19 protein-coding genes are annotated in these 21,951 nt (G+C 67.8%); 9 read left to right on the top strand and 10 right to left on the bottom strand.

Annotated features, from left to right (window positions below; genetic code table 11):
• Positions 1–5: 5 nt before the first annotated feature.
• Positions 6–779 (bottom strand): ethanolamine ammonia-lyase subunit EutC, encoded by a 774-nt coding sequence (gene eutC, locus CYJ10_RS28955; RefSeq protein WP_101684875.1) that lies wholly within the window; start codon positions 777–779, stop codon positions 6–8.
• Between the two features lie 19 nt (positions 780–798).
• Positions 799–2,181: an ethanolamine ammonia-lyase subunit EutB gene (locus CYJ10_RS28950; protein WP_101684874.1), complete on the bottom strand. Its 1,383-nt coding sequence runs from the start codon at positions 2,179–2,181 to the stop codon at positions 799–801.
• A 226-nt stretch (positions 2,182–2,407) separates the two neighbouring features.
• Between CYJ10_RS28950 and CYJ10_RS28945 the strand changes: the two genes are divergently transcribed.
• Positions 2,408–3,463 carry an AI-2E family transporter gene (locus CYJ10_RS28945; RefSeq protein WP_101684915.1) on the top strand — a complete coding sequence of 352 codons (1,056 nt, stop codon included), beginning with the start codon at positions 2,408–2,410 and terminating at the stop codon, positions 3,461–3,463.
• Positions 3,464–3,586: 123 nt separating this feature from the next.
• On the opposite strand, the gene CYJ10_RS28940 is transcribed toward CYJ10_RS28945, so the two are convergent.
• Entirely contained in the window at positions 3,587–4,294 is a 708-nt protein-coding gene (locus tag CYJ10_RS28940; protein WP_101684873.1) for a FadR/GntR family transcriptional regulator, read from the bottom strand.
• Between the two features lie 145 nt (positions 4,295–4,439).
• Between CYJ10_RS28940 and CYJ10_RS28935 the strand changes: the two genes are divergently transcribed.
• From CYJ10_RS28935 to CYJ10_RS28920, 4 genes are all read left to right on the top strand, one after another.
• On the top strand, positions 4,440–5,213 hold the full coding sequence (locus tag CYJ10_RS28935) for a (Fe-S)-binding protein (protein WP_101684872.1): 774 nt from the start codon (positions 4,440–4,442) through the stop codon (positions 5,211–5,213).
• Entirely contained in the window at positions 5,210–5,926 is a 717-nt protein-coding gene (locus CYJ10_RS28930; protein ID WP_101684871.1) for a LutC/YkgG family protein, read from the top strand. The genes CYJ10_RS28935 and CYJ10_RS28930 overlap by 4 nt, the downstream gene beginning before the upstream one ends.
• Complete coding sequence (locus tag CYJ10_RS28925) at positions 5,923–7,368, top strand: LutB/LldF family L-lactate oxidation iron-sulfur protein (RefSeq protein WP_101684870.1); 1,446 nt, start codon at positions 5,923–5,925, stop codon at positions 7,366–7,368. The genes CYJ10_RS28930 and CYJ10_RS28925 overlap by 4 nt, the downstream gene beginning before the upstream one ends.
• A gap of 67 nt (positions 7,369–7,435) precedes the next feature.
• A complete protein-coding gene (locus CYJ10_RS28920) occupies positions 7,436–9,145 on the top strand; it encodes a lactate permease LctP family transporter (protein ID WP_101684869.1) in 1,710 nt (569 codons plus the stop codon).
• Between the two features lie 164 nt (positions 9,146–9,309).
• Here the strand turns inward: CYJ10_RS28920 and CYJ10_RS28915 are convergent, their stop codons facing one another.
• From CYJ10_RS28915 to CYJ10_RS28905, 3 genes are all read right to left on the bottom strand, one after another.
• The gene (locus tag CYJ10_RS28915; RefSeq protein ID WP_101684868.1) at positions 9,310–10,458 is read right to left on the bottom strand and encodes a CaiB/BaiF CoA transferase family protein; all 1,149 of its coding nucleotides are present in this window, start codon (positions 10,456–10,458) and stop codon (positions 9,310–9,312) included.
• 31 nt (positions 10,459–10,489) lie between these two features.
• On the bottom strand, positions 10,490–11,488 hold the full coding sequence (locus CYJ10_RS28910; protein ID WP_101684867.1) for a Bug family tripartite tricarboxylate transporter substrate binding protein: 999 nt from the start codon (positions 11,486–11,488) through the stop codon (positions 10,490–10,492).
• A gap of 95 nt (positions 11,489–11,583) precedes the next feature.
• Positions 11,584–13,395: an acyl-CoA dehydrogenase family protein gene (locus tag CYJ10_RS28905; RefSeq protein ID WP_101684866.1), complete on the bottom strand. Its 1,812-nt coding sequence runs from the start codon at positions 13,393–13,395 to the stop codon at positions 11,584–11,586.
• A 125-nt stretch (positions 13,396–13,520) separates the two neighbouring features.
• Here CYJ10_RS28905 and CYJ10_RS28900 point away from each other — a divergent pair, with 125 nt between their 5' ends.
• On the top strand, positions 13,521–14,414 hold the full coding sequence (locus tag CYJ10_RS28900) for a LysR substrate-binding domain-containing protein (protein WP_101684865.1): 894 nt from the start codon (positions 13,521–13,523) through the stop codon (positions 14,412–14,414).
• Between the two features lie 212 nt (positions 14,415–14,626).
• Here CYJ10_RS28900 and CYJ10_RS28895 read toward each other — a convergent pair whose 3' ends face one another.
• The 3 genes from CYJ10_RS28895 to CYJ10_RS28885 form a co-directional block, all read right to left on the bottom strand.
• Entirely contained in the window at positions 14,627–15,526 is a 900-nt protein-coding gene (locus CYJ10_RS28895; RefSeq protein ID WP_101684914.1) for an alpha/beta hydrolase, read from the bottom strand.
• A 105-nt stretch (positions 15,527–15,631) separates the two neighbouring features.
• Positions 15,632–16,399 carry an anti-sigma factor family protein gene (locus CYJ10_RS28890; RefSeq protein ID WP_101684864.1) on the bottom strand — a complete coding sequence of 256 codons (768 nt, stop codon included), beginning with the start codon at positions 16,397–16,399 and terminating at the stop codon, positions 15,632–15,634.
• Positions 16,396–16,914, bottom strand: coding sequence for a sigma-70 family RNA polymerase sigma factor (locus CYJ10_RS28885; RefSeq protein ID WP_101684863.1), 519 nt, complete (start codon positions 16,912–16,914; stop codon positions 16,396–16,398). Before CYJ10_RS28885 ends, CYJ10_RS28890 begins: the two co-directional genes overlap by 4 nt.
• A 217-nt stretch (positions 16,915–17,131) precedes the next feature.
• Between CYJ10_RS28885 and CYJ10_RS28880 the strand changes: the two genes are divergently transcribed.
• Genes CYJ10_RS28880 through CYJ10_RS28870 form a run of 3 tightly spaced genes read left to right on the top strand, consistent with a single transcriptional unit; the run spans position 17,132 to position 19,738 of the window.
• Positions 17,132–17,467: a FeoA family protein gene (locus CYJ10_RS28880; protein WP_101684862.1), complete on the top strand. Its 336-nt coding sequence runs from the start codon at positions 17,132–17,134 to the stop codon at positions 17,465–17,467.
• 35 nt (positions 17,468–17,502) lie between these two features.
• The gene (gene feoB / locus CYJ10_RS28875; RefSeq protein ID WP_101684861.1) at positions 17,503–19,362 is read left to right on the top strand and encodes a ferrous iron transport protein B; all 1,860 of its coding nucleotides are present in this window, start codon (positions 17,503–17,505) and stop codon (positions 19,360–19,362) included.
• 40 nt (positions 19,363–19,402) lie between these two features.
• Positions 19,403–19,738 (top strand): DUF6587 family protein, encoded by a 336-nt coding sequence (locus tag CYJ10_RS28870; RefSeq protein ID WP_101684860.1) that lies wholly within the window; start codon positions 19,403–19,405, stop codon positions 19,736–19,738.
• Positions 19,739–20,093: 355 nt separating this feature from the next.
• On the opposite strand, the gene CYJ10_RS28865 is transcribed toward CYJ10_RS28870, so the two are convergent.
• A complete protein-coding gene (locus tag CYJ10_RS28865) occupies positions 20,094–21,473 on the bottom strand; it encodes a hypothetical protein (protein WP_257993583.1) in 1,380 nt (459 codons plus the stop codon).
• Between the last annotated feature and the right edge of the window lie 478 nt (positions 21,474–21,951).

The following is a 21,951-nucleotide window of genomic DNA, read 5'->3' as shown; positions in this document are numbered from 1 at the left end:
GCGTTTCACGCCCCTGGCAGCGTCGCCGCAATGGCGACGCTGTCGTCTTTCAGGTCCACCCCGGACCTGCCCAGCGCCACCGCCCCACGTAGCAAAAACGCCAGACGGTCGGCCGCCTGCGCGTACGACAGCCCTTCCGGCCGCACGTTCGAGATGCAGTTGCGCTCCGCATCGGTACGCCCCACGCGCGGATCGTAGGTCAGGTAGATCCCGAGGCTATCGGGCGAACTGAGCCCGGGGCGCTCGCCGATCAGCATCACCACCTGGCGCGCATGCAGCCGTTCGCCAATCTCGTCGCCCAGCGCCACGCGCGCCTGCCGGGCCACCACCACCGGGCCGATGCGCCATGACGGCAGCCGCGCCAGCACGGCCTGCAGCAGCGGCACAGCGTGCCGTTGCGCCGCCAGCGCGGACAGGCCATCGGCAATCACGAACAGCGCGTCGCACGGTTGGGTATCGACGGCCAGCGCAGCAAGACTGTCATCGTCGAGCCGGCGGCCCAGGTCCGGGCGACGCAGGTACTGGTCGCGGTCGTGCGCGGCGCTATGGGCATGCACCACGCTCAGGCCAGCGGCTTGCAGTGCGGCGTCGATGGCCTGGGCATCCAGCGGCAGGTGTACCGCGTCGCGCGCCTGCGCATGGGCCAGGCCGAACGCGAGCACGGTTTCGGTGGTCTGGGCATGGCCCGTGCGGCCGATGGCTACGCGGGCGCGCGTGAACTGGCGCAGGCGGCGCCAGGGGTCGGCGGAATCTTCTGGGGGCGCTGGGCGGTTTGGCATGGCGTCTCCTGGATCGGGGTCAGAGCGATTCGGCCATGGCCAGCAGCGGCTGGCGCGCGGAAGGTGGCAGCAGGCGGCCGGCGCTGTCCAGCATGCCCATGCGCTGCAGCCAGGCCTCGAACTCGGGTGCGGGCCGCAGGCCCAGCACTTCGCGTAGGTACAGCGCATCGTGGAACGACGTGCTCTGGTAGTTCAGCATGATGTCGTCGGCGCCGGGCACGCCCATGATGAAGTTGATGCCGGCCACGCCGAACAGCGTCAGCAGCGTGTCCATGTCGTCCTGGTCGGCCTCGGCGTGGTTCGTGTAGCAGACGTCGCAGCCCATCGGCACGCCCAGCAGCTTGCCGCAGAAATGATCTTCCAGGCCGGCCCGGATGATCTGCTTGCCATCGTAGAGGTACTCGGGCCCGATAAAGCCCACCACCGTGTTGACCAGTAACGGCTCGAAGCGCCGCGCCACGGCATAGGCGCGGGTCTCCATGGTCTGCTGGTCCACGCCGTGGTGGGCGTTGGCCGACAGCGCGCTGCCCTGGCCGGTCTCGAAATACATGACGTTGTTGCCCACCGTGCCGCGCGCCAGCGACAACGCGGCCTGCCGCGCCTCGTCAAGCAGCGCCAGCGAGATGCCGAACGCCGCGTTGGCGGCCTGGCTGCCGGCCACGGACTGGAACACCAGGTCGACCGGCGCGCCCTGCTCCATGGCCCGCAGCGTATGGGTGACGTGGGTCAGCACGCACGATTGCGTGGGCACGTCGTAGCGGGCCCGGATGTCGTCGATCAGCTTCAGCAGCGTGACGATGGCGCCCAGGTTGTCGCTGGCCGGATTGACGCCGATCGTGGCGTCGCCGCACCCGTAGAGCAGCCCGTCGACGATGGACGCCGCGATGCCGCGCGGGTCGTCGGTCGGATGGTTGGGCTGCAGCCGCACGGCCAGCCGGCCGGCCAGGCCGATGGTGCCGCGAAAGCGCGTGACCACGCGGCATTTGCGCGCCACGGCCACCAGGTCCTGGTTGCGCATCAGCTTGCTGACGGCCGCCGCCATCTCGGGGGTGATACCGGGTGCCACCCGTGCCAGCGTGGCCGAATCGGTCTCGTGGCGCAGCAGCCAGTTGCGGAAGTCGCCCACGGTCAGGCTGGCGATCTCGGCAAAGCCCGCCGCGTCGTGGCTGTCGACGATCAGCCGCGTGACCTCGTCGTCCTCGTAGGGCACCAGGGCTTCGGTCAGGCAGCGGGCCAGCGGCATCTCGGCCAGCGCCATGCGGGCCGCCATCCGTTCTTCCTCGGTGGCGGCGGCGATACCGGCCAGCGCGTCGCCCGATCGCGCCGGGCTGGCGCGGGCCAGCAGCGTGCGCAGGTCGGCAAACACGTGCCGGCGGACGCCGACGGTGTGGGTGAAGGCCATGGTACGCGGTCTCCTGGCGCGGCTGCGCCGTCTTCTGCTCCCCAATATAGGCCACGGCGGCGACGCAAGTTTCGCGCCCGGCACGGCAAGATCGCTTGTCTGCTCAAGCTGTCTTGCCATTGTTACGCGCCACGTCGACAATCCGCCTACTCATTCCAAATCAATCGTGTTCAGCCGAGACATGCCGCAGCTGGAAAACCCGGAAGACCGCGCCGACCATGGCGCCATGAAAGACGCCACATCCTCGTCCCCCCCAACGTCCCCGTCGTCAGCCGGCACCCGCCTGGTGCCGGGAAGCTGGTTTAGCGTCACGGCGGTGTCATATGTACTGACCGGCGGCGCGCTGCTGCTGGTCATGCATGCCAACCTGGTGGCAGCGCTGCTGGCCGGGCTGCTGCTGTACTCGCTGGTCGACGTGCTGGCGCCCCGCCTGACCCATTCCCGGCGCGACGCGCTGGCCGTGGCCATCCTGTCCGCCATCATCCTGCTGGTACTGACCGGTGGCATCTGGGCACTGGTGCATTTTCTGAACGTGGACAGCGCCACCCTCGAGCGGTTGCTTGACCATGCCGCCGACATCATCGACCAGTCCCGCACCCAGTTACCCACTTGGCTGAGCGATTACCTGCCCAGTGGCACCGAGGAACTGGTCACCACGTTGCTGGGGGCCATGCGCGAGCATGCCCAGATGGCGCAGCGGCTGGGCACCGATATCCTCCGCACCCTGCTGCACATCGTGCTTGGCCTGATCATCGGCGCCATGGTGGCGCTGTACCGCGCCATCTCGCGGCCCAACCGCCGGCCGCTGGCCAGCGCGCTGATCAACCGCGCGAGCACGCTGCAGCGGTCGTTCGCCCAGTTCATCTTCGCCCAGATCCAGATCTCGTCGATCAACACCATCCTGACGTCGATCTACCTGCTGGTGGCGCTTCCGCTGTTCAACCAGCACCTGCCGCTGTCCAAGACGCTGGTGGCCATCACCTTTATCGCCGGGCTGCTGCCGGTGCTGGGCAACCTGATCTCGAACACGGCCATCGTGATTGCGTCGCTGTCGGTGTCGCTGCCGATTGCCGTCGTGTCGCTGTTCTTCCTGGTGGTGATCCACAAGCTCGAATACTTCCTGAACGCCCGCATCATCGGCGCGCGTATACAGGCGGCCGCGTGGGAGCTGCTGACGGTGATGCTGGTGATGGAAACGCTGTACGGCATCCCTGGCGTGATCGCCGGGCCCATCTTCTACGCGTATGTGAAGCGCGAACTGTCGACGTCCGGGCTGGTGTAGCCCGCCGCGCCAAGTCACTGATTCCATTGGGAACGGGTACGCAGCAACTGGTACGACCAATTACGGTCGATTGCGGCCCATTGCGGCCATTAGCGCGCCCGCCCCGTTCCCCGGCGGCGCCGCTCAGGCGCTTTCGCCGTCCACCTTGCTGCGCACGAAGTCGATATGGGTCTGCATGGCCGTGCGCGCCTCTTCGGGCCGCCGCGTCAGGATCGCCTCGCATAGCGTGCGGTGCTGGCGCAGCAGCAGGTCCGACGATTCGTCGTCCGCCTCGCGCAAGCCGGTGCCGTTGATCGTGATGTGCTCGCGCAACATGCCGATCACGCTGGTATGCAGGTGCAGGAACATGGTGTTGTGCGACGCCTGCGCGATGGCGTCGTGCAGCTTCGCGTCGGCATCGGCTTCGGCGGCCTTGTCGTCGGTCTTGCGCGAGCGCTCCAGTTCCTTCAGCAGCCCACGTATACGTTTCAGGTCCGCGGCGTCCGCGCGCAGCGCGGCAAAGTAGGCGGTGGCGCCCTCCAGCACGCGGCGAAACTCCAGGATGTCGTCGCGCAGGGCAGGATGGTCGGCCACCAGCTGGCCCCAGGGCGATGCAATGCCGGTACGCAGCTGATCGGTGACGTATACGCCGGCGCCGCGCCGGCTCTGCAGCAGCCCGCGTGCCGCCAGCCGCTGGATCGCCTCGCGGATCGTGTTGCGCGCCACCGCGTACTGCTCGGCCAACACGCGTTCGGCGGGCAGGCGGGTGCCAACGGGCCACGTGCCGTCCAGCAACGCGGTCTCCAGCCTGCGCATGACGTCTTCCACGCGGTTGCGTGCGCTGCCCCCCATCGATCCCTTCCCCAGTCCCCTTTCGTCGGCCCCGCCAAGCCAGATTGGTCCAACCAATTTGTACTCCGGCGCGAGAGCGGGAATTATGCGCTCAAAAATGCCGCAAAGCGCGTGACCCGCAGCGGCGCCATACCGGAGGCAGACAATGCAATCCAGGCAATACCCGACGACCGTCCCGCAACAGGTCTATCTGTTCGGCACCTGTCTCGTCGACCTGTTCGTTCCGCAAGCCGGCCTCGACGCCGTGCGCCTGCTGGAGCGCGAAGGCCTGACCGTCCACTTTCCACGCGGCCAGAGCTGCTGCGGCCAGCCCGCGTACAGCAGTGGCAATCCCGAGCAGGCCCGCAAGGTGGCCCGCGCACAACTGGAACTGTTCCGTGAGCCCTGGCCGATCATCGTGCCGTCGGGGTCGTGCGGCGGCATGATGCGCCACCACTGGCCCACGCTGTTCGCCGATGACCCGGAGGCCGCACGGCTGGCTACCGACATCGCCGGGCGGGTCTACGAACTGGCGGAATTCCTGCTCAATGTGCTGCATGTGCGCTTTGACGACGTGCCGGCCGGCGATCACGAACGGGTGGTGCTGCATACCTCGTGCGGCGCACGCCGCGAAATGGGTACGCGTGCCCACGGCGTGGCGCTGGTCGATGCGCTGCCGGGCGTGACCCGCGTCGAGCACGTGCGGGAATCGGAATGCTGCGGCTTTGGCGGCACGTTCTCACTCAAGCACGCCGATATCTCGGGCGCCATGGTGCGCGACAAGGTGGCCTCCGCCTGCGCCACCGGCTGCGACCGCCTGGTGTCCGCCGACTGCGGCTGCCTGCTCAATATCGGCCACGCCGCCGCCCATGCGGGCGCGCCGCTGCCGGTGGAGCACCTGGCGTCGTTCCTCTGGCGCCGTACCGGAGGTGCCGCATGACCGCCATGACCGCGCGCGAGCGCATGCTGGGCCGTCTGCGCGCCGCCGTGCCCACTTCCGGATCGACCCTGGCCCCGGACACTGCTGCCCTGGATCGCCGTATCGACGACCATTTCGACGCTCGGCGTGGCGCGCGCCCGTCGGTTGCCGCCTTGGTGGAATCGATGCAGGCCGCGCTGAGCGCGTCGCATGCCGAGGTGCTCTGTACCGACGCGGCAGGCTGGCCCGCATGGGTCGCCTCGCGGCTGGCCGCGGACGGCGTGCGCCGGCTGCTGCTGGACACGGGCCGCCCCGAAGGCGCTGCGCTGGCCCGGGCGCTGCCCGCCGGCATCGCCACGCTGGATTTCGACCGCCCGATCGAGGCGTGGAAAGCCGAGTTGTTCGATACGGTCGACGCCGGCTTCACGGTGGCCCGTTCGGGCCTGGCCGCCACCGGCACGCTGGTGCTGGCGCCCGATGCCGGGTCGCCGCGCACGATGTCGCTGGTGCCGCCCGTCCATATCGCGCTGGTGTACGCCTCGACGCTGCATCCAGACCTGCATAGCGCCGTGCGCGCCGAACGCTGGACCGATGGCATGCCCACCAACCTGGTGATGGTGTCGGGTCCGTCCAAGACCTCCGACATCCAGCAGACGCTGGCCTACGGGGCGCATGGCCCCCGCCAGCTCTGGGTAGTCATCGTCAACGACCTCGTTGGAGGCCACGCGCAATGAGCCAGCAGCCCCTTCACTTCGTTCCCACCGCCGACTTCCGCGCCCGGGCGCGCGAAGCGCTCGATGATCCCAAGCTGCGCCAGAGCTTTCGCGGCGCGATGGATTTCCTGCAGCAGAAGCGCGCCGTGCAGTTTCCCGACGGCGACGAACTGGAACACCTGCGCGACCTGGGCGAAGCGGTGCGCCAGCATGCGCTGGCCAACCTGCCCGACCTGCTCACCCAGCTCGAAGCCAACCTGACGAAGTCCGGCGTACAGGTGCATTGGGCCGAGACGGCCGAAGAGGCCAACGCGATCATCCATCGCATCGCCCAGACCCACGCCGCCAGGCGCGTGATCAAGGGCAAGTCGATGGCCAGCGAGGAAATGGAGCTGAACCATTACCTGGCCGAGCGCGGCATCGACTGTGTCGAGTCGGACATGGGCGAGTACATCGTCCAGATGGCCGGCGAAAAGCCGTCGCACATCGTCATGCCGGCGATTCACAAGACCAAGGCCGACATCGCCACGCTCTTCGAGCAGAACATCCCGGACACGCCCTACACCGAAGACGTCGACGCGCTGATCCAGACCGGCCGGCGCGCGCTGCGCCAGGCGTTCGTGCAAGCCGACATCGGCCTGTCGGGCGTCAACTTCGCGGCCGCCGACACCGGCACGCTGTGGCTCGTCGAGAACGAGGGCAACGGCCGCCTTTCCACGACCGTGCCCAACGTGCACGTGGCCGTCATGGGCATGGAGAAAGTGGTGGCCAGCCTGGCGCATATCGTGCCGCTGTCGAGCCTGCTGACGCGCTCGGCCACGGGCCAGGCCATCACCACCTACTTCAACCTGATTTCCGGCCCGCGCCAGCCCGGCCAGCAGGACGGCCCGCGCGAAGTGCACCTGGTGCTGCTCGACAACGGCCGCAGCCAGGCCTATGCCGATGCACAGTTGCGCGCCACGCTGCAGTGCATTCGCTGCGGCGCCTGCATGAATCATTGCCCGGTCTATACGCGCATCGGCGGCCATGCCTACGGCACGACCTACCCGGGCCCGATCGGCAAGATCATTTCGCCCCACCTGCTGGGCCTCGATGCCACGGCCGACCTGCCCACCGCATCGAGCCTGTGTGGCGCCTGCGGCGAAGTGTGCCCGGTGCGCATTCCGATTCCGCAGTTGCTGGTGCGCCTGCGCACCGAAGCGAACCGCAACCCCGACGAAGCCGTGCCGCACCCACTGAAGGGCCAGGGCGCCAAGTACAGCAAGCGCGAACACCTGGTGTGGCGCTTCTGGAGCGGGGCCTTCGCGCACCCGGCCGCCTATCGCGTGTTCCGCTGGGCCGCCACGCGGCTGCGCGCCTTCACGCCGGCGGCGCAGATGGGCTGGACCCAGCACCGCAAGCCGCTGACGCCCGCGCCCAAGAGCCTGTCGGACCTGCTGGCCGAGCGGAACCAGCCCGAGTAGCCGCGCCGGCTCCGGCGCCGCCACCTACAAGAATTCAAGAACTTAAACACCAACGAGGAGACATCCCGTGCAACCCTGGACCCAGCTATACACGCCGCTGGGCAGCCTCTGGCTGTCCGCGCTCGCAGCAGCCGTACCCATCCTGTTCTTCTTCGTCGCGCTGGCCGTGTTGCGCATGAGGGGCCATGTGGCGGCCGCCGTCACCCTGGCGCTCGCGCTGGTCGTGGCGATCTTCGCCTACGGCATGCCTGCGCAGCAGGCGTTTGCCGCCGCGGGCTTCGGCTTTGCCTACGGGCTGTGGCCGATTGCCTGGATCATCGTCACGGCGGTGTTCCTGTACAAGATCGTCGTGAAGACCGGCCAGTTCGACGTGATCCGCGCGTCGGTGCTGTCGATCACCGACGACCAGCGCCTGCAGATGCTGCTGATCGGCTTCGCGTTCGGCGCGTTCCTGGAAGGCGCGGCAGGCTTCGGCGCGCCGGTGGCCATTACCGCCGCGCTGCTGGTGGGCCTAGGCTTCAATCCGCTGTACGCGGCAGGGCTCTGCCTGATCGCCAACACGGCGCCGGTGGCCTTTGGCGCGATGGGCATCCCCATCATCGTGGCCGGTCAGGTCACGGGTATCGACCCGATGCACATCGGCGCGATGGCCGGCCGGCAACTGCCGCTGCTGTCGCTGGCCGTGCCGTTCTGGCTGGTGTTCATGATGGACGGCTGGAAGGGCGTGCGCGAGACGTGGCCCGCCGCGTTCGTGGTGGGTGGCAGCTTCGCGGTGACCCAGTACTTCACGTCGAACCACATCGGGCCTGAACTGCCGGACATCACGTCGGCACTGGTCAGCCTGATTGCGCTGGCTTCGTTCCTGCGCGTGTGGCAGCCGCGTTCGGCTTCGCAGGCGGCGCGCGGCACGGCCGGCGGCACGATGTCTGGCGGCACGGTGGCCATGGCAGGCTTTGGCGGCGGCATGGGTGCCCCATCGCGCCGCAAGCCATCGCCGTACACGTTTGGCCAGACCGTGCGCGCCTGGGCGCCGTTCGGCATCCTGACGGCCATCGTCACGGTGTGGAGCCTGCCGTCGTTCAAGGCGCTGTTTGCCGGCAACGGGGCACTGGCTGGTTCGGTGCTGAAGTTCAAGGTGCCGATGCTGGACCAGCTCGTCATCAAGGCCGCGCCGATCGTGGCATCGCCCAAGCCCTACGAGGCCGTGCTGAAGCTCGACCTGCTGTCGGCCGTGGGCACGGCGATCCTGCTGACGGCGATCATTTCGGTGCTGCTGCAGCGCATGAAGCCGCGCGACGCCATCCTGACCTTCGTCGAGACGCTGCTGGAACTGCGCCGCCCGGTGCTGTCGATCGGCCTGGTGCTGGCGTTTGCCTTCGTAGCCAACTACTCGGGCATGTCGTCCACGCTGGCGCTGCTGCTGGCCGGCACCGGCGCCGCGTTCCCGTTCTTCTCGCCGCTGCTGGGCTGGCTGGGCGTGTTCCTGACGGGCTCGGATACGTCGTCGAACGCGCTGTTCTGCTCGCTGCAGCACACCACGGCCCACCAGATCGGCGTATCGGACACGCTGCTGGTGGCCGCCAACACCACCGGCGGCGTGACGGGCAAGATGATCTCGCCGCAATCGATCGCGGTAGCCTGCGCGGCAACGGGCCTGGTGGGCAAGGAATCGGAACTGTTCCGCTTCACGGTCAAGCACAGCCTGCTGTTCGCGTTCATCGTGGGCGTGATCACGATGATCCAGGCCTACTGGCTGACGGGGATGATTCCGGGGTAAGTGTCATCGCTGGGGGTTGGTTCCCCTCTCCCATGCAGTGGGAGAGGGGTCGGGGGGGGAGGGCGCTGAGGTTCACATTGCGAATTGTCGCTGGTTGAACCGCTCGCCCTCTCCCCCAGCCCCACTCCCGCCTGCGGGAGAGGGGAGCAATCCCGCGCGCCACCTCAATCGTTCGCCGCCTCTCTGGGCAGGAACGCATTGCCCTCGGTCAGCGGCGCATACCGGTAAGTCGCCGGCGTGCGGCTCAGCTTGACCGGGGCGCCCAGCCCCTTGTAGCCGCCAGGCATCTCCACCACCATCTCGCGGTGCGCGGTGTGCGGATGCGTCAGCGCGTCGGGCACCGACAGCACGGGCGCGCATGGCACGCCGGCCGCCGACAGTTCGTCGGCCAGCGCCTTGCCGTCCCACGCCGCCAGCTTCGATTCCAGCGTGCCTTTCAGCTGTGCCCGGTTGACCGAACGCGCGCCGGCCGTGGCAAAGCGCTCGTCGTCGGCCAATTCCGCCACGCCGATGTGCGCGCACAAGATGCGGAACTGCCGGTCGTTGCCCACGGCCAGGAAGATCGGATCGGTCGCCGTGGCCACCGTGTCGTACGGGTAGATGTTGGGGTGTGCGTTGCCGGTGCGGCCCGGGGTCTTGCCGTTCATGAACCAGTTGGCCGCATGCGGATGCAGCAGCGACAGGCCCGAGTCATACAGCGCCGCCTCGACGAACTGCCCGCGCCCGCTGCGCTCGCGCTCCTGCAGCGCCAGCAGCACGCCCAGCGCCGCATTCAAACCCGTCACCATGTCGACCACCGGCAAACCCACGCGCAGCGGGTCGCGGTCGGCTTCGCCGTTGATGCTCATGATGCCGGCCATCGCCTGAATGGCGGCGTCGTAGCCGGGCAGGCCGCCCAGCGGGCCATCGGCACCGAAGCCCGACACGCGGCAATGCACCAGGCGCGGAAAACGCTGCGACAGCGCGTCGTAGCCCAGCCCCCATTTCTCCATCGTGCCGGTCTTGAAGTTCTCGACCAGCACATCGGCATCGGCCAGCAGGGCCAGTAGCACTGCGCGGTCGGCGTCGGCGGTCAGGTCCAGCTTCATCACGCGCTTGTTGCGATTCAGGCCGAAGTAGTACGACGCCACGCCGTCGCGGAACGGCGGGCCCCAGGTGCGCGTGTCGTCGCCCTGCGGGGGTTCGATCTTGAGCACGTCGGCCCCGTGGTCACCCAGGATCTGCCCGCAGAACGGGCCGCCCAGGATGCGTGACAAATCCACTACGCGGATGCCGGCCAGCGCGCCGCTCTTGCCGGATTGGGATGGCGTCATGTCTCTTCCTTGTGATGCTGTTGTCGTTATGTCAGTCCAGCTGTGCGCCGGATTTCTGCACGACGGCACGCCACTTGCCGACCTCGGCCTTCACGAAGTTGCCCAGCTGTTCCGGCGACGTGGACGGCGCCAGTTCCAGCCCCTGCGCCAGCAGCGTCTTGCGGACTTCAGGCTGCTGCAGCGCGTCGGCGAACGCATGGTTCAGCTTGCCGATGACGGCGGGCGGCGTTCCTGCCGGTGCCACCACGCCAAAGAATACCGAAACATCGAACCCGGCAACACCCTGCTCGGCCACCGTCGGCACGTCGGGCAGCGCCTGCGAGCGGCCCTTGGTGGTCACGCCCAGCGCGCGCACCTTGCCGCTCTTGATGAACGGCAGCGCGGTCAGCACGTCGGTGAAGGTCATGCTCACCTGCCCGCCCAGCAGGTCGTTCAGCGCCGGGCCGGTGCCCTTGTACGGCACGTGCTGGAAGTCGGTGCCGGCCAGGTTGTTGAACAGCACCCCGGCCAGGTGCGACGACGCCCCGTTGCCCGACGACGCATAGCTGAGCTTGCCCGGATGCGCCTTGCCATAGGCAATCAGCTCCTGCACGTTCTTCGCGGGCACGGCCGGATTCACCACCAGCACATTGGGCAACTGCCCGATCTGGATCACCGGTGCAAAGCTCTTGACCGGGTCGTAGTTGATCTTGCGATACAGGCTCACGTTGATCGCCAGCGGCGCCGACGTGCCGAACATCAACGTGTAGCCGTCAGGCTCGGCCCGTGCCACCACCTCGGCACCGATGTTGCCGCCCGCGCCGGCGCGGTTTTCCACCACCACGGGCTGGCCCAGGCTGTTTTTCAGCGCGGCGGCCAGCGTCCGGGCCATCGCATCGGTAGGGCCGCCCGGCGGGTAGGTCACCACCAGCATGATCGGCTTGCTCGGGAAATCCTTCTGCGCGAAGGCGGGGGTAGCCGTTGCAAACAGCGTGCAGGCGGCCATCGAGGCAAAGGCGGCCAGGGCCGCGCGGCGGTGGCATTGGGGCATGATGCGTTGTCTCCGGTGAAGCTTTTTATATGGGGCGCGCGATTCGGGTTAAGGGTTGGGGCGCGCGCCCGTTCAGAACAGCAGACTGTGGAACGTCAGAACACGTTGACCTGGTCGACCTGGCCAGCCGCGCGCACCACGCCATCGGCGGGCGGTGCCACGGTGTCGGCCAGCCAGTCGGGTTCGGCGCCACCGCCCAGCGGGTCTTGTGGCAGTACGCGATGGGTCAGCACCGCCTGCGCCAGACGCATGCGGCGCACCGAGCCGATCCGGCCCGCTTCCCAGGCCATGGCCACGGCGCTGGTCACGTGGTACAGGGCCGAGGCGGCTTGGCGGGCCAGCACGTCGCCATCGGCACCGGCATCGGCGGCACGCGCGGCCAGTGCGGCGGCATTGGCGATGGCCGCGGTAAAGACTTCGTGCGCCTGTGCCTGCATCGGCGTGTCCTGCAGCAGCGCGGTCAGATGGGCCTGCAGCACCGGCAGCGAACCCTCGCGGCGAATCGCGCGCAAGACGTCGAGCGCCACGATGTTGCTGGTGCCCTCCCAGATCGATCCCAGATGGGCGTCGCGCACCAGACGCGGATCGCTCCATTCCTCGATGTAGCCGCAGCCGCCGCGAATCTCCATCGCATCGCCGGTCACCTTGCGGGCGTCGCGGCAGGCGCGGAACTTGATCAGCGGCGTCAGGATGCGCATCAGCGGATAGGCGTCGGCCTCGCCCGCATCGGCGCGACGCAGCGCCTCGGCGGTCTGGAACACCATCGTGCGGGCCTGCTCGGTGGGCAGCGTGAGCTTGAGCAGTTGGCGGCGCATCAGCGGCATGTCGGCCAGCCGCTTGCCAAAGGCACGGCGCTCGCGGGCGATGAACTGCCCCTCGGTCAGCGCGCGGCGCATCAGGCCCGCCGCCCGCACGCCATTCGACAGCCGCGAGTTGTTGATCATGTCGGCCATCTGCACGAAGCCACGGCCCAGTTCACCCACCAGGTGCGCGTGCGCGCCCTCCAGCCGGATTTCGCCGCTGGCCATCGAGCGCGTACCAAGCTTGTCCTTGAGACGGATGATCCGGTAGTGGTTGGCGCTGCCGTCCGCCAGCGTGCGCGGCAGCAGGAACAGCGACACGCCCTTGATGCCGTCGACCGCCGTCCCATCGGCCTCCTCGACACGCGCCAGCACCATGGCCAGCGCGGCGTCGGGGTTGGAGCAGAACCACTTGTCGCCCACCAGACGCCAGCCGCCTTCGGCGCTGTCGTCGCGAATGGCTCGCGTGGCCGTGGCCGCCACATCGGAACCCGCGCCCTGTTCGGTCATGAACATCGCGCCCTGGTACAGGTCGTCGAACACCTGCGTGGTCAGGTTGGGCAGGAATCGGTCGACCAGCGCCGGGTCGCCGAACTTGCGCAGCGTGCGCGTCAGCGAATCGGTCATCGACAGCGGGCAGCACAGGCCGAATTCGGCCTGCACGAACAGATAGGTCAGCGCGTACTTGGCTGCCGGCGGCATCGGCTTGTCCCAGCCCAGCACCCCGCCGCGATGCGACGCGGCGGCCAGGCCGAACTCCGAAAACGCCACGCGTTCCAGTTCGACGTACGCCGGATGCTTGTGGATGCGCTGGTCGTCCAGCCCGGTGCGCGTGCGGTGCGACAGCGTCGGCGGCTCGTGGTCGGCCACGTTGGCCAGTTCGTCGAGCACGCCGCCAGCCAGCGCGCCCATGCGCTCCAGGTGCGGCAGCAGGTGAGTGAACAGGTCGGCCGGTAGGTATAGCGGCAGCAGCGCACGCAGGTCGGGGTCCGCCGTGAACAGGCTCGATCCGTGGCGGTCGGGCACCGGATGGGCGTCTGGCTGGGCTTGAGGCTGGCTGAAAGGTGCGGGTGGCGATGCGGCGGGGCGGGTGGCGCTGGTCGGCATGCGGTGTCTCCGTTGGCTCCCTGCCCTGCAGAACGGGGCGGGATGGTTTGGGATCCATTATTTGATCGCCAGCGATTCGCGTCCAATTCTAAAATTGGCTTGATCAATACGAAATTTGTATCGCCATGGAATTCCGTCACCTGCGTTACTTCCTCGTGCTGGCCGAGGAACTGCATTTCGGCCGCGCCGCCCGGCGTCTGTCGATTTCCCAGCCGCCGCTGTCGCTCAACATCCAGCAACTCGAGGCCTCGGTGGGCGCGCGCCTGTTCGAGCGCGACAGTCGCGGGGTACGCCTGACCGCCGCCGGCCGGGCATTTCAGGAATCGGCTATCGCCCTGCTGGCACAGGCCGAATCGGCGCGGCTGCTGGCGCGCGAGATCGAGGCTGGCGCGGTAGGCCGCCTGCGGGTGGGCTTTGTGGGGTCGATGCTGTATCGCGGGCTGCCGCAGCGGCTGCAGGAATTCCAGCGGCGCTATCCGGGCATCCATGTGGCGCTGACCGAACTCAATTCGCAGGAACAGATAGACGCGCTGCTGCATGGCGAGCTTGATGCGGGCTTTGTCCACACCAGCCGGGTGCCCGATGAACTGGCGGCTACGCTGGCGCATTCCGAACCGTTCGTCTGCTGCATGCCGGCCGACCACCCGCTGACCGCCAGCGACATGGTGGCGCTGACCGACCTGCGCGGCGAGCCATTCGTGCTGTTTTCGCGCAAGGCGTCGCCCGACTACTACAGCCGCATCTTCGACATGTGCGCCGCGCAAGGCTTCTATCCCCGGATCCGGCACGAGGTGCGCCACTGGTTGTCGGTGGTGTCGCTGGTATCGCAGGGCATGGGCGTGGCCGTGGTGCCGGCCGCCATGGCGCGATCCGGCATGGCGGGGGCGGCATTTCGGCCGCTGGCCGACGCCACGGTGCCGTCGGAGGTCTATTGTGTGTGGAAGCAGGCACCCGATCATCCAGCGCGCGACCATTTCGTGGCGACCGTCAGGACGGCGGCGGACCAAGCCGGCATCTAGCGGCGGAACGCAAGCGCGGGGCAAAAGAAAAAGCCACCGGCCCAAGGGCCAGTGGCTCTGAAGTACGCGTGGAACGGGGTGTTCAGCGTGCGTGCAGCTTATGCCGGGGGGGCGCGCCGTACCAATACCGCAAATGTGTTATTCGCCAGGTATTCGCAAGAGAAAGGTGCCCAGGCCGGCTGATTCCTGCGCGAAACAGGGGTAATCCCTGATCAGGCGCCATCGGAGAACAGGTCGCGCGTGGCCGTCGCGGCGTAGAGCGCCTTCCCCGCCCCGGTACTGGCCACCTTGGCCGTGCCCTGCCCGCTGGCCGCCTGCACGATCAGGTCGGCGACGTCCTTCGGATGGGAGATCAACGACACATGGCTCGCCGGAATCTCGATCGTGAACGCGCCCATGCGTTTGGCCATGAAACGCTCCAGGTCGGGGTTGATGGTGCGGTCCTGGGTCGACACGGCGTACCACGTGGGCTTGTGGCGCCAGGCCGCCACGGTGGTGCGGGCCATGGTGATGGCCTTACCCATCGGCTGCTGCACGGCGAAGTAGGCTTCGGCCTCCGGCTTCGGCAGGTCGCCGGCAAAGTCATTCACGAACGCCTGCTCGGACAGCTTGCCGTAGCCGTCCGCCGACCATTGCAGGCCTGCCGAAGCGGGCGCGGCCGGAAACCTGCGCGTCAGCGCCGGATAGTCTTCGCCGGCATCGGGCGCCCGCGCGGCGATATAGACCAGGCCGGCCACCTTCGGGTCGTCGCCGGCCTGGCTGATGACCATGCCCGCATACGAGTGCGCGACCAGCAGCGTGGGGCCGTCCTGCAGGGCCAGCGCGCGCTTGACCGCGTCGACATCGGCATCGAGCGACGTGGTGGGGTTCTGCACCGACGTCACGTGGTAGCCCCTGGCCTGCAGCAGCGGAATGACTTTCTCCCAGCTCGATCCATCGGCGTACAGGCCGTGGACCAGCACGATGTTCCTGACGGGGGCGGTTGCGGTGGGGGTGGCGGCGGTGGCCGGGGTCTGCGGTGCGGGGGTGTCCTGCGCCATCGCGCCTTGCGCGAAAGTGAAGGCGGTGGCGGTAGTGGCCAGGGCGGCCAGCAGGGGGTGGTTCCGTTTCATCATCGATCCTTTCATCCTGGAGCACATGCATGGAGCTGCGGTCATGCTCTGTGCCCCAGTATGACGATCGACCCCCGGCCACTATTTCCGCCGGCAGGCATCTTTTCAGGTATCGCCCGGCGCCACGGCGCGCTGCACGGGCAGCGCGGCCGGATTATCGGTTGGACTGACCACGGCATACAGATAGCGGCCGTTGCGCCAGTACTGCGCCATCAGGTTGCCCTCGGTGCGCGACCCGTTGCGCAGGCGCAGATCGCCCTGCGGCCGCACGTAGTAAACGATCGACTGCATTTGCGGGTTCTGGTACAGGATCATCGCGGCCGGGCCTTGTTCGGACGACATCAACCGCCCCCCCACGGGATGGAACCCATAGGCCGAGAAATCGGGCAGCGGCGCCGGCTGCACGAAATGGCGATTCAGCCATGTCTGCAGCTCGCGCTCATCGGTGGCCTGGGCATCGACCTTCACGTCGACCATCTGCGGCGTGGCGCTGACGGCGAACAGGCGATAGGCCGACATCGCATCGGCCATCGGCGGATAGCTCTGGCGCAGCGCAATCTCGCGCGACTGCCAGCCGCCCATGCCGCCCACGGCCAGCGCCATGACCAGCGACGCGGCGATGGCCGCGCGGTGGCGCAAGCGGTCGCGCAGGCCGCGGCGGATGCGGAACGGGTCGAGCCGGGCCGGTGTGTCGGCCGGAGGCGGCTCCATGCTGGCGCGCAGGCGCTGCATGTCCTGCCGGATCTGTTCCACTTCGCGCGCCAGTTCCGGGTGGCTGTCGATCAGTGCGTCGATCTGCAGCCGTCGCGTTTCGTCCAGTTCGCCATCGACGTAGGCGTGCAGTTCCGGTTCGGTGGGCATCAGGGTATTCATTTGAGCACCTGCAGGGGTGGATGGACGACCTTGCCGTCGGTGAGTTCGCGCAGTGCCTTGCGCGCCCGCGAGATGCGCGACATGACCGTGCCGATGGGCACGTCGAGTGCATCGGCGGCCTCCTGGTAGCTGAGCCCTTCCACCGTCACCAGCATCAGCAGCGCGCGCTGTTCGGCGGACAGCCGATTGAAGTTGTCCAGCGCCGATCGGGTCAGCACCACATCTTCGGTAGACGGGACGCTGTCCTCGTCACTCCCGACCCCGAAGAGCGTCAGCAGGCCCGCGTACCGTTTGGCACGGCGCTGGCTGTCGATGAACAGCCGGTACAGGATCGAGAACAGCCAGGCGCGCAGGTCCCCGCCGTCCTGCCGCGTCACACGGCGCGACAGCGCGCGTTCCAGGCAGGCTTGCACCAGGTCGTCCGCGCTGGACTCGTTCCGCGTCAGCGACACCGCAAAGCGGCGCAGCCTTGGAATCACTTCGCGCAGCGCATCGTCTGAGAAATCGTTGTCCATCGGTATAGAGGCGGCGGAGGCGGCAGGGAGAGTGTCGTTACACGGTAAACGTCCGGCAGCGCGAGTTATTCCGTCCACATTACAAACAGCTAACAACTGTGTGGCTTCAGCGCGCAAATGGCGCGAATGCTATACAATCGAGAACGATTTCTATTTACGTACCCGACAGGATTTTCTCTGTCGCGCGGCGGCGATCCCGCCCTTGGACTGGAAGCATATGCGGTTGTCTGAACTGCCCCGGCGCACGGTCGCCATCGTGAAATCGGTGGACGATGCCACCCTTAACGACCCCGTCGCGCGACGTCTGCGGGATCTGGGCTTCGTGCCCGGCGAATCCGTGCAGATTGTCACCTTCGGCCCGTTTGGCAAGGATCCGCTGGTGGCCCAGGTGGGTTACACGCGCTTTGCGCTGCGCCGTTCGGAGGCCGATCGCATTGCCGTGGAAGTGGCCACCGCCACCGTGTCGAACATCGCACCGGCAGGCCAGGCCGATTTGGCCAGGACGGCCGATACGACCGACGCTTCCGACGCCGACGCCCAGCGCATCGCCTGAGGGCCTGCCCGCCTTCGCCTGACCCTATTCCCATCATGTCAGTTGCCCAGAATGCCTCCGCCTTGCGCATCGCGCTGGTAGGCAACCCCAATTGCGGCAAGACCGCACTGTTCAATCGCCTGACCGGCAGCCGCCAGAAAGTGGCCAACTACGCCGGCGTGACCGTCGAGCGCAAGGAAGGCCAGTTCGTCTCGCCGGCCGGCCGCACCGTGCGCATCCTCGACCTGCCCGGCGCATACAGCCTGCATTCGGCCAGCCTGGACGAAGCCATCACACGCGAGGTCTGCATGGGCCAGCGTCCCGGCGAGGCACGGCCCGACCTGCTGGTGTCGGTGGTCGACGCCACCAACTTGCGCCTGCACCTGCGCTTCGTGCTGGAACTGCGCCGCCTGGGCCTGCCCATGGTGGTGGTGCTCAATATGAGCGATGCGGCGGCCCGCCGCGGCATCGTGATCGATCGCGACGCGCTGTCGCAGGCGCTGGGCGTGCCCGTGGTGCAGACCGTGGCCGTCAAGCGCGATGGCGCCGCCGCGCTGGTGAAGCTGTTCGACGAGACGCTGCCGCCCGCGCCCCCGGCGCAGGCACTCGACAGCGTGTCCGAGCTGGACACCCACGCCGAAGTCAAGCGTCTGCTGGACGCGGCCGTGACGATGCCCACGCGCACCGCACGCTTCGACGACGCCGTGGATCGCGTGGTGCTGCACCCGGTGTTCGGCCTGGTCATTCTGGCCGTGCTGCTGTTCTTCATGTTCCAGGCCGTGTTCTCGTGGGCCGAGCCCATGATGGACGGCATCGAAGGCGGCGTGCATTTCATTGGCGAATGGGTCGGCGGCATGATGCCCAACGGCATGCTGAAAAGCCTGCTGGTGGATGGCCTGATCGCGGGCCTGGGCAGCGTGGTCGTCTTCCTGCCGCAGATCCTGATCCTGTTCCTGTTCATCCTGACGCTCGAGGAATCGGGTTACCTGCCGCGCGCCGCGTTCCTGCTGGACCGGCTGATGATGAGCGCGGGCCTGTCGGGCCGGTCGTTCATTCCGCTGCTGTCGAGCTTTGCCTGCGCGATTCCGGGCATCATGGCCACGCGCACGATCCAGGACCCGCGCGACCGGTTGACCACCATCTTGGTGGCGCCGCTGATGACCTGCTCGGCGCGCCTGCCCGTGTATGCGCTGCTGATCGGCGCGTTCATTCCCGAACGTACCGTGGCGGGCCTGTTCAACCTGCAGGGCCTGGTGCTGTTCGTGCTGTACGTGGCCGGCATCGTCAGCGCGCTGCTGGTGGCCTACGTGCTCAAGTGGTTCCGCCGCGACCGCACCGACCATCCGCTGCTGATGGAACTGCCGTCGTACCGCGTGCCGAATCCGCGCGATATCGGCATTGGCCTGTGGGAGCGTGCGCGCATCTTCCTGTCGCGCGTGGGCAAGGTGATCCTGACGCTGACCGTGCTGCTGTGGTTCCTGGCCACGTTCCCGTCGCCGCCCGAAGGCGCCACCATGCCGCCGATCGACTACAGCTTCGCCGGCATGATCGGCCGCGCGCTGGAACACGTATTCGCCCCGATCGGCTTCAACTGGCAGATCTGCATCGCGCTGGTGCCGGGCCTGGCCGCACGTGAAGTGGCGGTGGGCGCGCTGGCCACTGTGTACGCGCTGTCGGGCAGCGACGATGCCGTGGCGGTGCAGCTGGCGCCGATGATCGCGGCGCAATGGTCGCTGGCCACGGCGCTGTCGCTGCTGGCCTGGTATGTCTTCGCGCCACAGTGCGTTTCCACGCTGGCGGTGATCCGTCGCGAGACCAACTCCTGGAAGGTGATGGCGGCATCGGCCGCCTACCTGGCCGGGCTGGCCTATCTCGCGTCGTTCATCACGTACCGCGTGGCGCTGGCGCTCACCTGATTGCGAGGAAACTGGCTCGCCGCCATCGAGTCAAACGGCCATGACGCTCTATCACGCCTTTGAAACCCTGATCGTGCCCCTGATCGTGCTGGGCTGCGCCATCCACGTGGCGGGCCGCTACATGCCGCAAACCCGCGAGCGCGTGAAGGCGCGCCTGGCGACGATGCTGGGCGGTGTATCGGCCAGCGGCTGGCGCGGATGGCTGGCGCGGCGCCTGGCCCCAAGCCAGGCCGCGGGTTGCGCCAGCGGCTGCGCCACGAACAGCGGCTGCGGCACGTGCGACTCGAATACGTCGGGCTCCGGTTCTGGCGGTACGGGCAGCGCCGGTTCCGGCGGCAGCAACGAGCAGATCATCCGCTTTGTGCGCAAATCCTGATTCCGGCACCGGCCCTGGCAGGGCGGATACGGCAACGGCGATCCCTTGGGGTCGCCGTTTTGCTTTGGCGCGGCACCCCCTGCGTACCCGTTTCTGCGTGCCAGCGCGGCGCCGCTCTTGATGCGCCTCCGCATGTCCACCCGTGGGAGAGGGGTGGGTGAGAAGGCCCGCCCTGAAGGCATTGAAGCGGCAATTTGAGCCTTCCTACCCTCTCCCCCGGCCCCTCTCCCGCAGGCGGGAGAGGGGCGCAAATCGACTGGATCGGGCAAAAGCGTACCCATTTCTGCGTGATGCCTTTCCAAAGAAAAAGCCCGCCGGACCCACCCGGCGGGCTTTCTTCCGGTCAAGCCCGGCCCTACTGCGCCACGCCCGGAATCGTCAGCGACACCGGCATGGCTTCGGCTCCGGCGGTACACGACACGATCACCGTGAAGGGCCCAGATCCGGAGGATACCAGCGACGCGAGATTGCCAAAGTACGACACGATCGAGATCGGACCGCTGCCCACCTGCCAGTTCCACGTGCCATTGCAGCCCATGACGCCTTCGTCGATGCCACGGTGCAGCAGGTGCGCGGAAACCGGCGCCCCGCCACCCGGCACGACGAACGGGTCCGGGCCGCTGTAGATCAGCCCCCAGGTCGGCTGCTCGGTCACCAGCAACTGGGCGCGCGGCTTGGCGGTAAGCGTCAGGCTGCCGGCCATTTCCTCCAGTACGCTTTGCAGCGGGGCGATGCCGGTCGGGCGGCTGGTGCTGACCGTGGTCACACGCGTGGCCGAATTCGGCATCATCGCCAGCGACGGCGAGGTGGTCATGTACGTCCACAGCCCGGTGAAGTCGGCCGTCGCGTCGCTCTCGTCATTGCGCAGCACGCGCGAGTCGTAGGTCTGCGGATAGCCGTTCAGCACGTTCAGCGCGTTGATCTGCTTGCCGTACTGCGAGAGCACCAGCCGATAGGTCGACACGCTGGTCTTGAACACCGACACCAGGAACGCCCCGGTCAGGGTGTTGCCGTCGGGCGCCGTGACCTGCACGGTGACCACCGACTGCGCCGTCGTATCGCTGGCATTCACGCCGCGCAGCGTACCCACGTTGGCGGCGCCGGTCACCTGAACCGCCGTTGTGCTGCTGCGCCACGTCCACCCGGTGGCTGCGGAGGAGCGGTCTGCGCCGTCGCTGTCGACCAGCGACGCCGTCACCGGCAGCACCTGCCCGTCGGTCATCGACAGCACCGGATACGGCAGCGCCAGGCTGTACGTGCGCACGCCAGGGGCCACCACGGTGATCGTGGCGGCCACCTGCGGCAGCACGGTAGTGGTGCCGTTGGCACCGGCCACCGTTGCCACCACGTTCACCGCCGTGTTGCCCACGCCCACGCCGGTCACTACGGCGCTGCCAGGGATAGTGCCGTTGGCCACCGCCGCCACGGAGCTGTTGTTGCTGGTCCAGACAAAGGTCGTGGCGCCCGTGACATCGTTGCCAAGATCGTCGACAACCGATGCCGTCAGCGAGATCGTGCTGCCCACGGCCACCTGCCCCGACGTGCGGTTCATGACCAGCGTGTACGACTTGGCAACGGCCGTGTTGCCGCCGCCCGCGTTGCCGCCGGCATCGCCACCGCTACCCGCCGGTGCCGTCGTGCCGGCGCCCGAGCTGCCGCCCCCCCCACCGCACGCCGCCATCAGCATGGCCATCGCCATGCACGCGATCCACCCCGCCCACGTACGTGTACGCATGATTGCCCCTCTGTCTCGTTATCGATCCCGTTCCTGCTGCTGTCAGCCTAGGCGGGATGTGCATGGCGATGTACTGGCCAGAGGGCTGAGCGCTACCCCACATATCGGGTGGAAGTCATCCGTTCGGGGTAAGGCTTTGACGTGCGGCACCGCGCATTCCAGGCCGAATCAGACTAGTCAGACGACATACCGACGGTTGACGCTGCCGCTTGTTTTGCACTACGCTCTGCGTGTTCGTGCTCGCCAGATGGCGACGCGATATCCTCTTCTTGCACGATGCCAGCCAACGCCCTCGACCTCCGCCACGCCGCAGATGCCTCGCGCATCGGTGCCGCCGTGCGCGCGTGCGTTGATGGTTCGCTGGCCGGCCTGACGTCGTGCCGCGCTCTGCTGGGCGCTTCCTCGCTACTGCTAGGCCTACCGATCGGTTGCCGGGCCTAGGGCCCCCGTGGCAGTTCGGCAACCTTTCGCCACCCTT

Source organism: Cupriavidus pauculus (assembly GCF_002858765.1).
In the GTDB taxonomy this organism is placed as follows: Bacteria; Pseudomonadota; Gammaproteobacteria; order Burkholderiales; family Burkholderiaceae; genus Cupriavidus; species Cupriavidus pauculus_B.
Note: the sequence above shows the minus strand (reverse complement) of the source record. Positions and strands in the feature narration are given on the sequence as shown.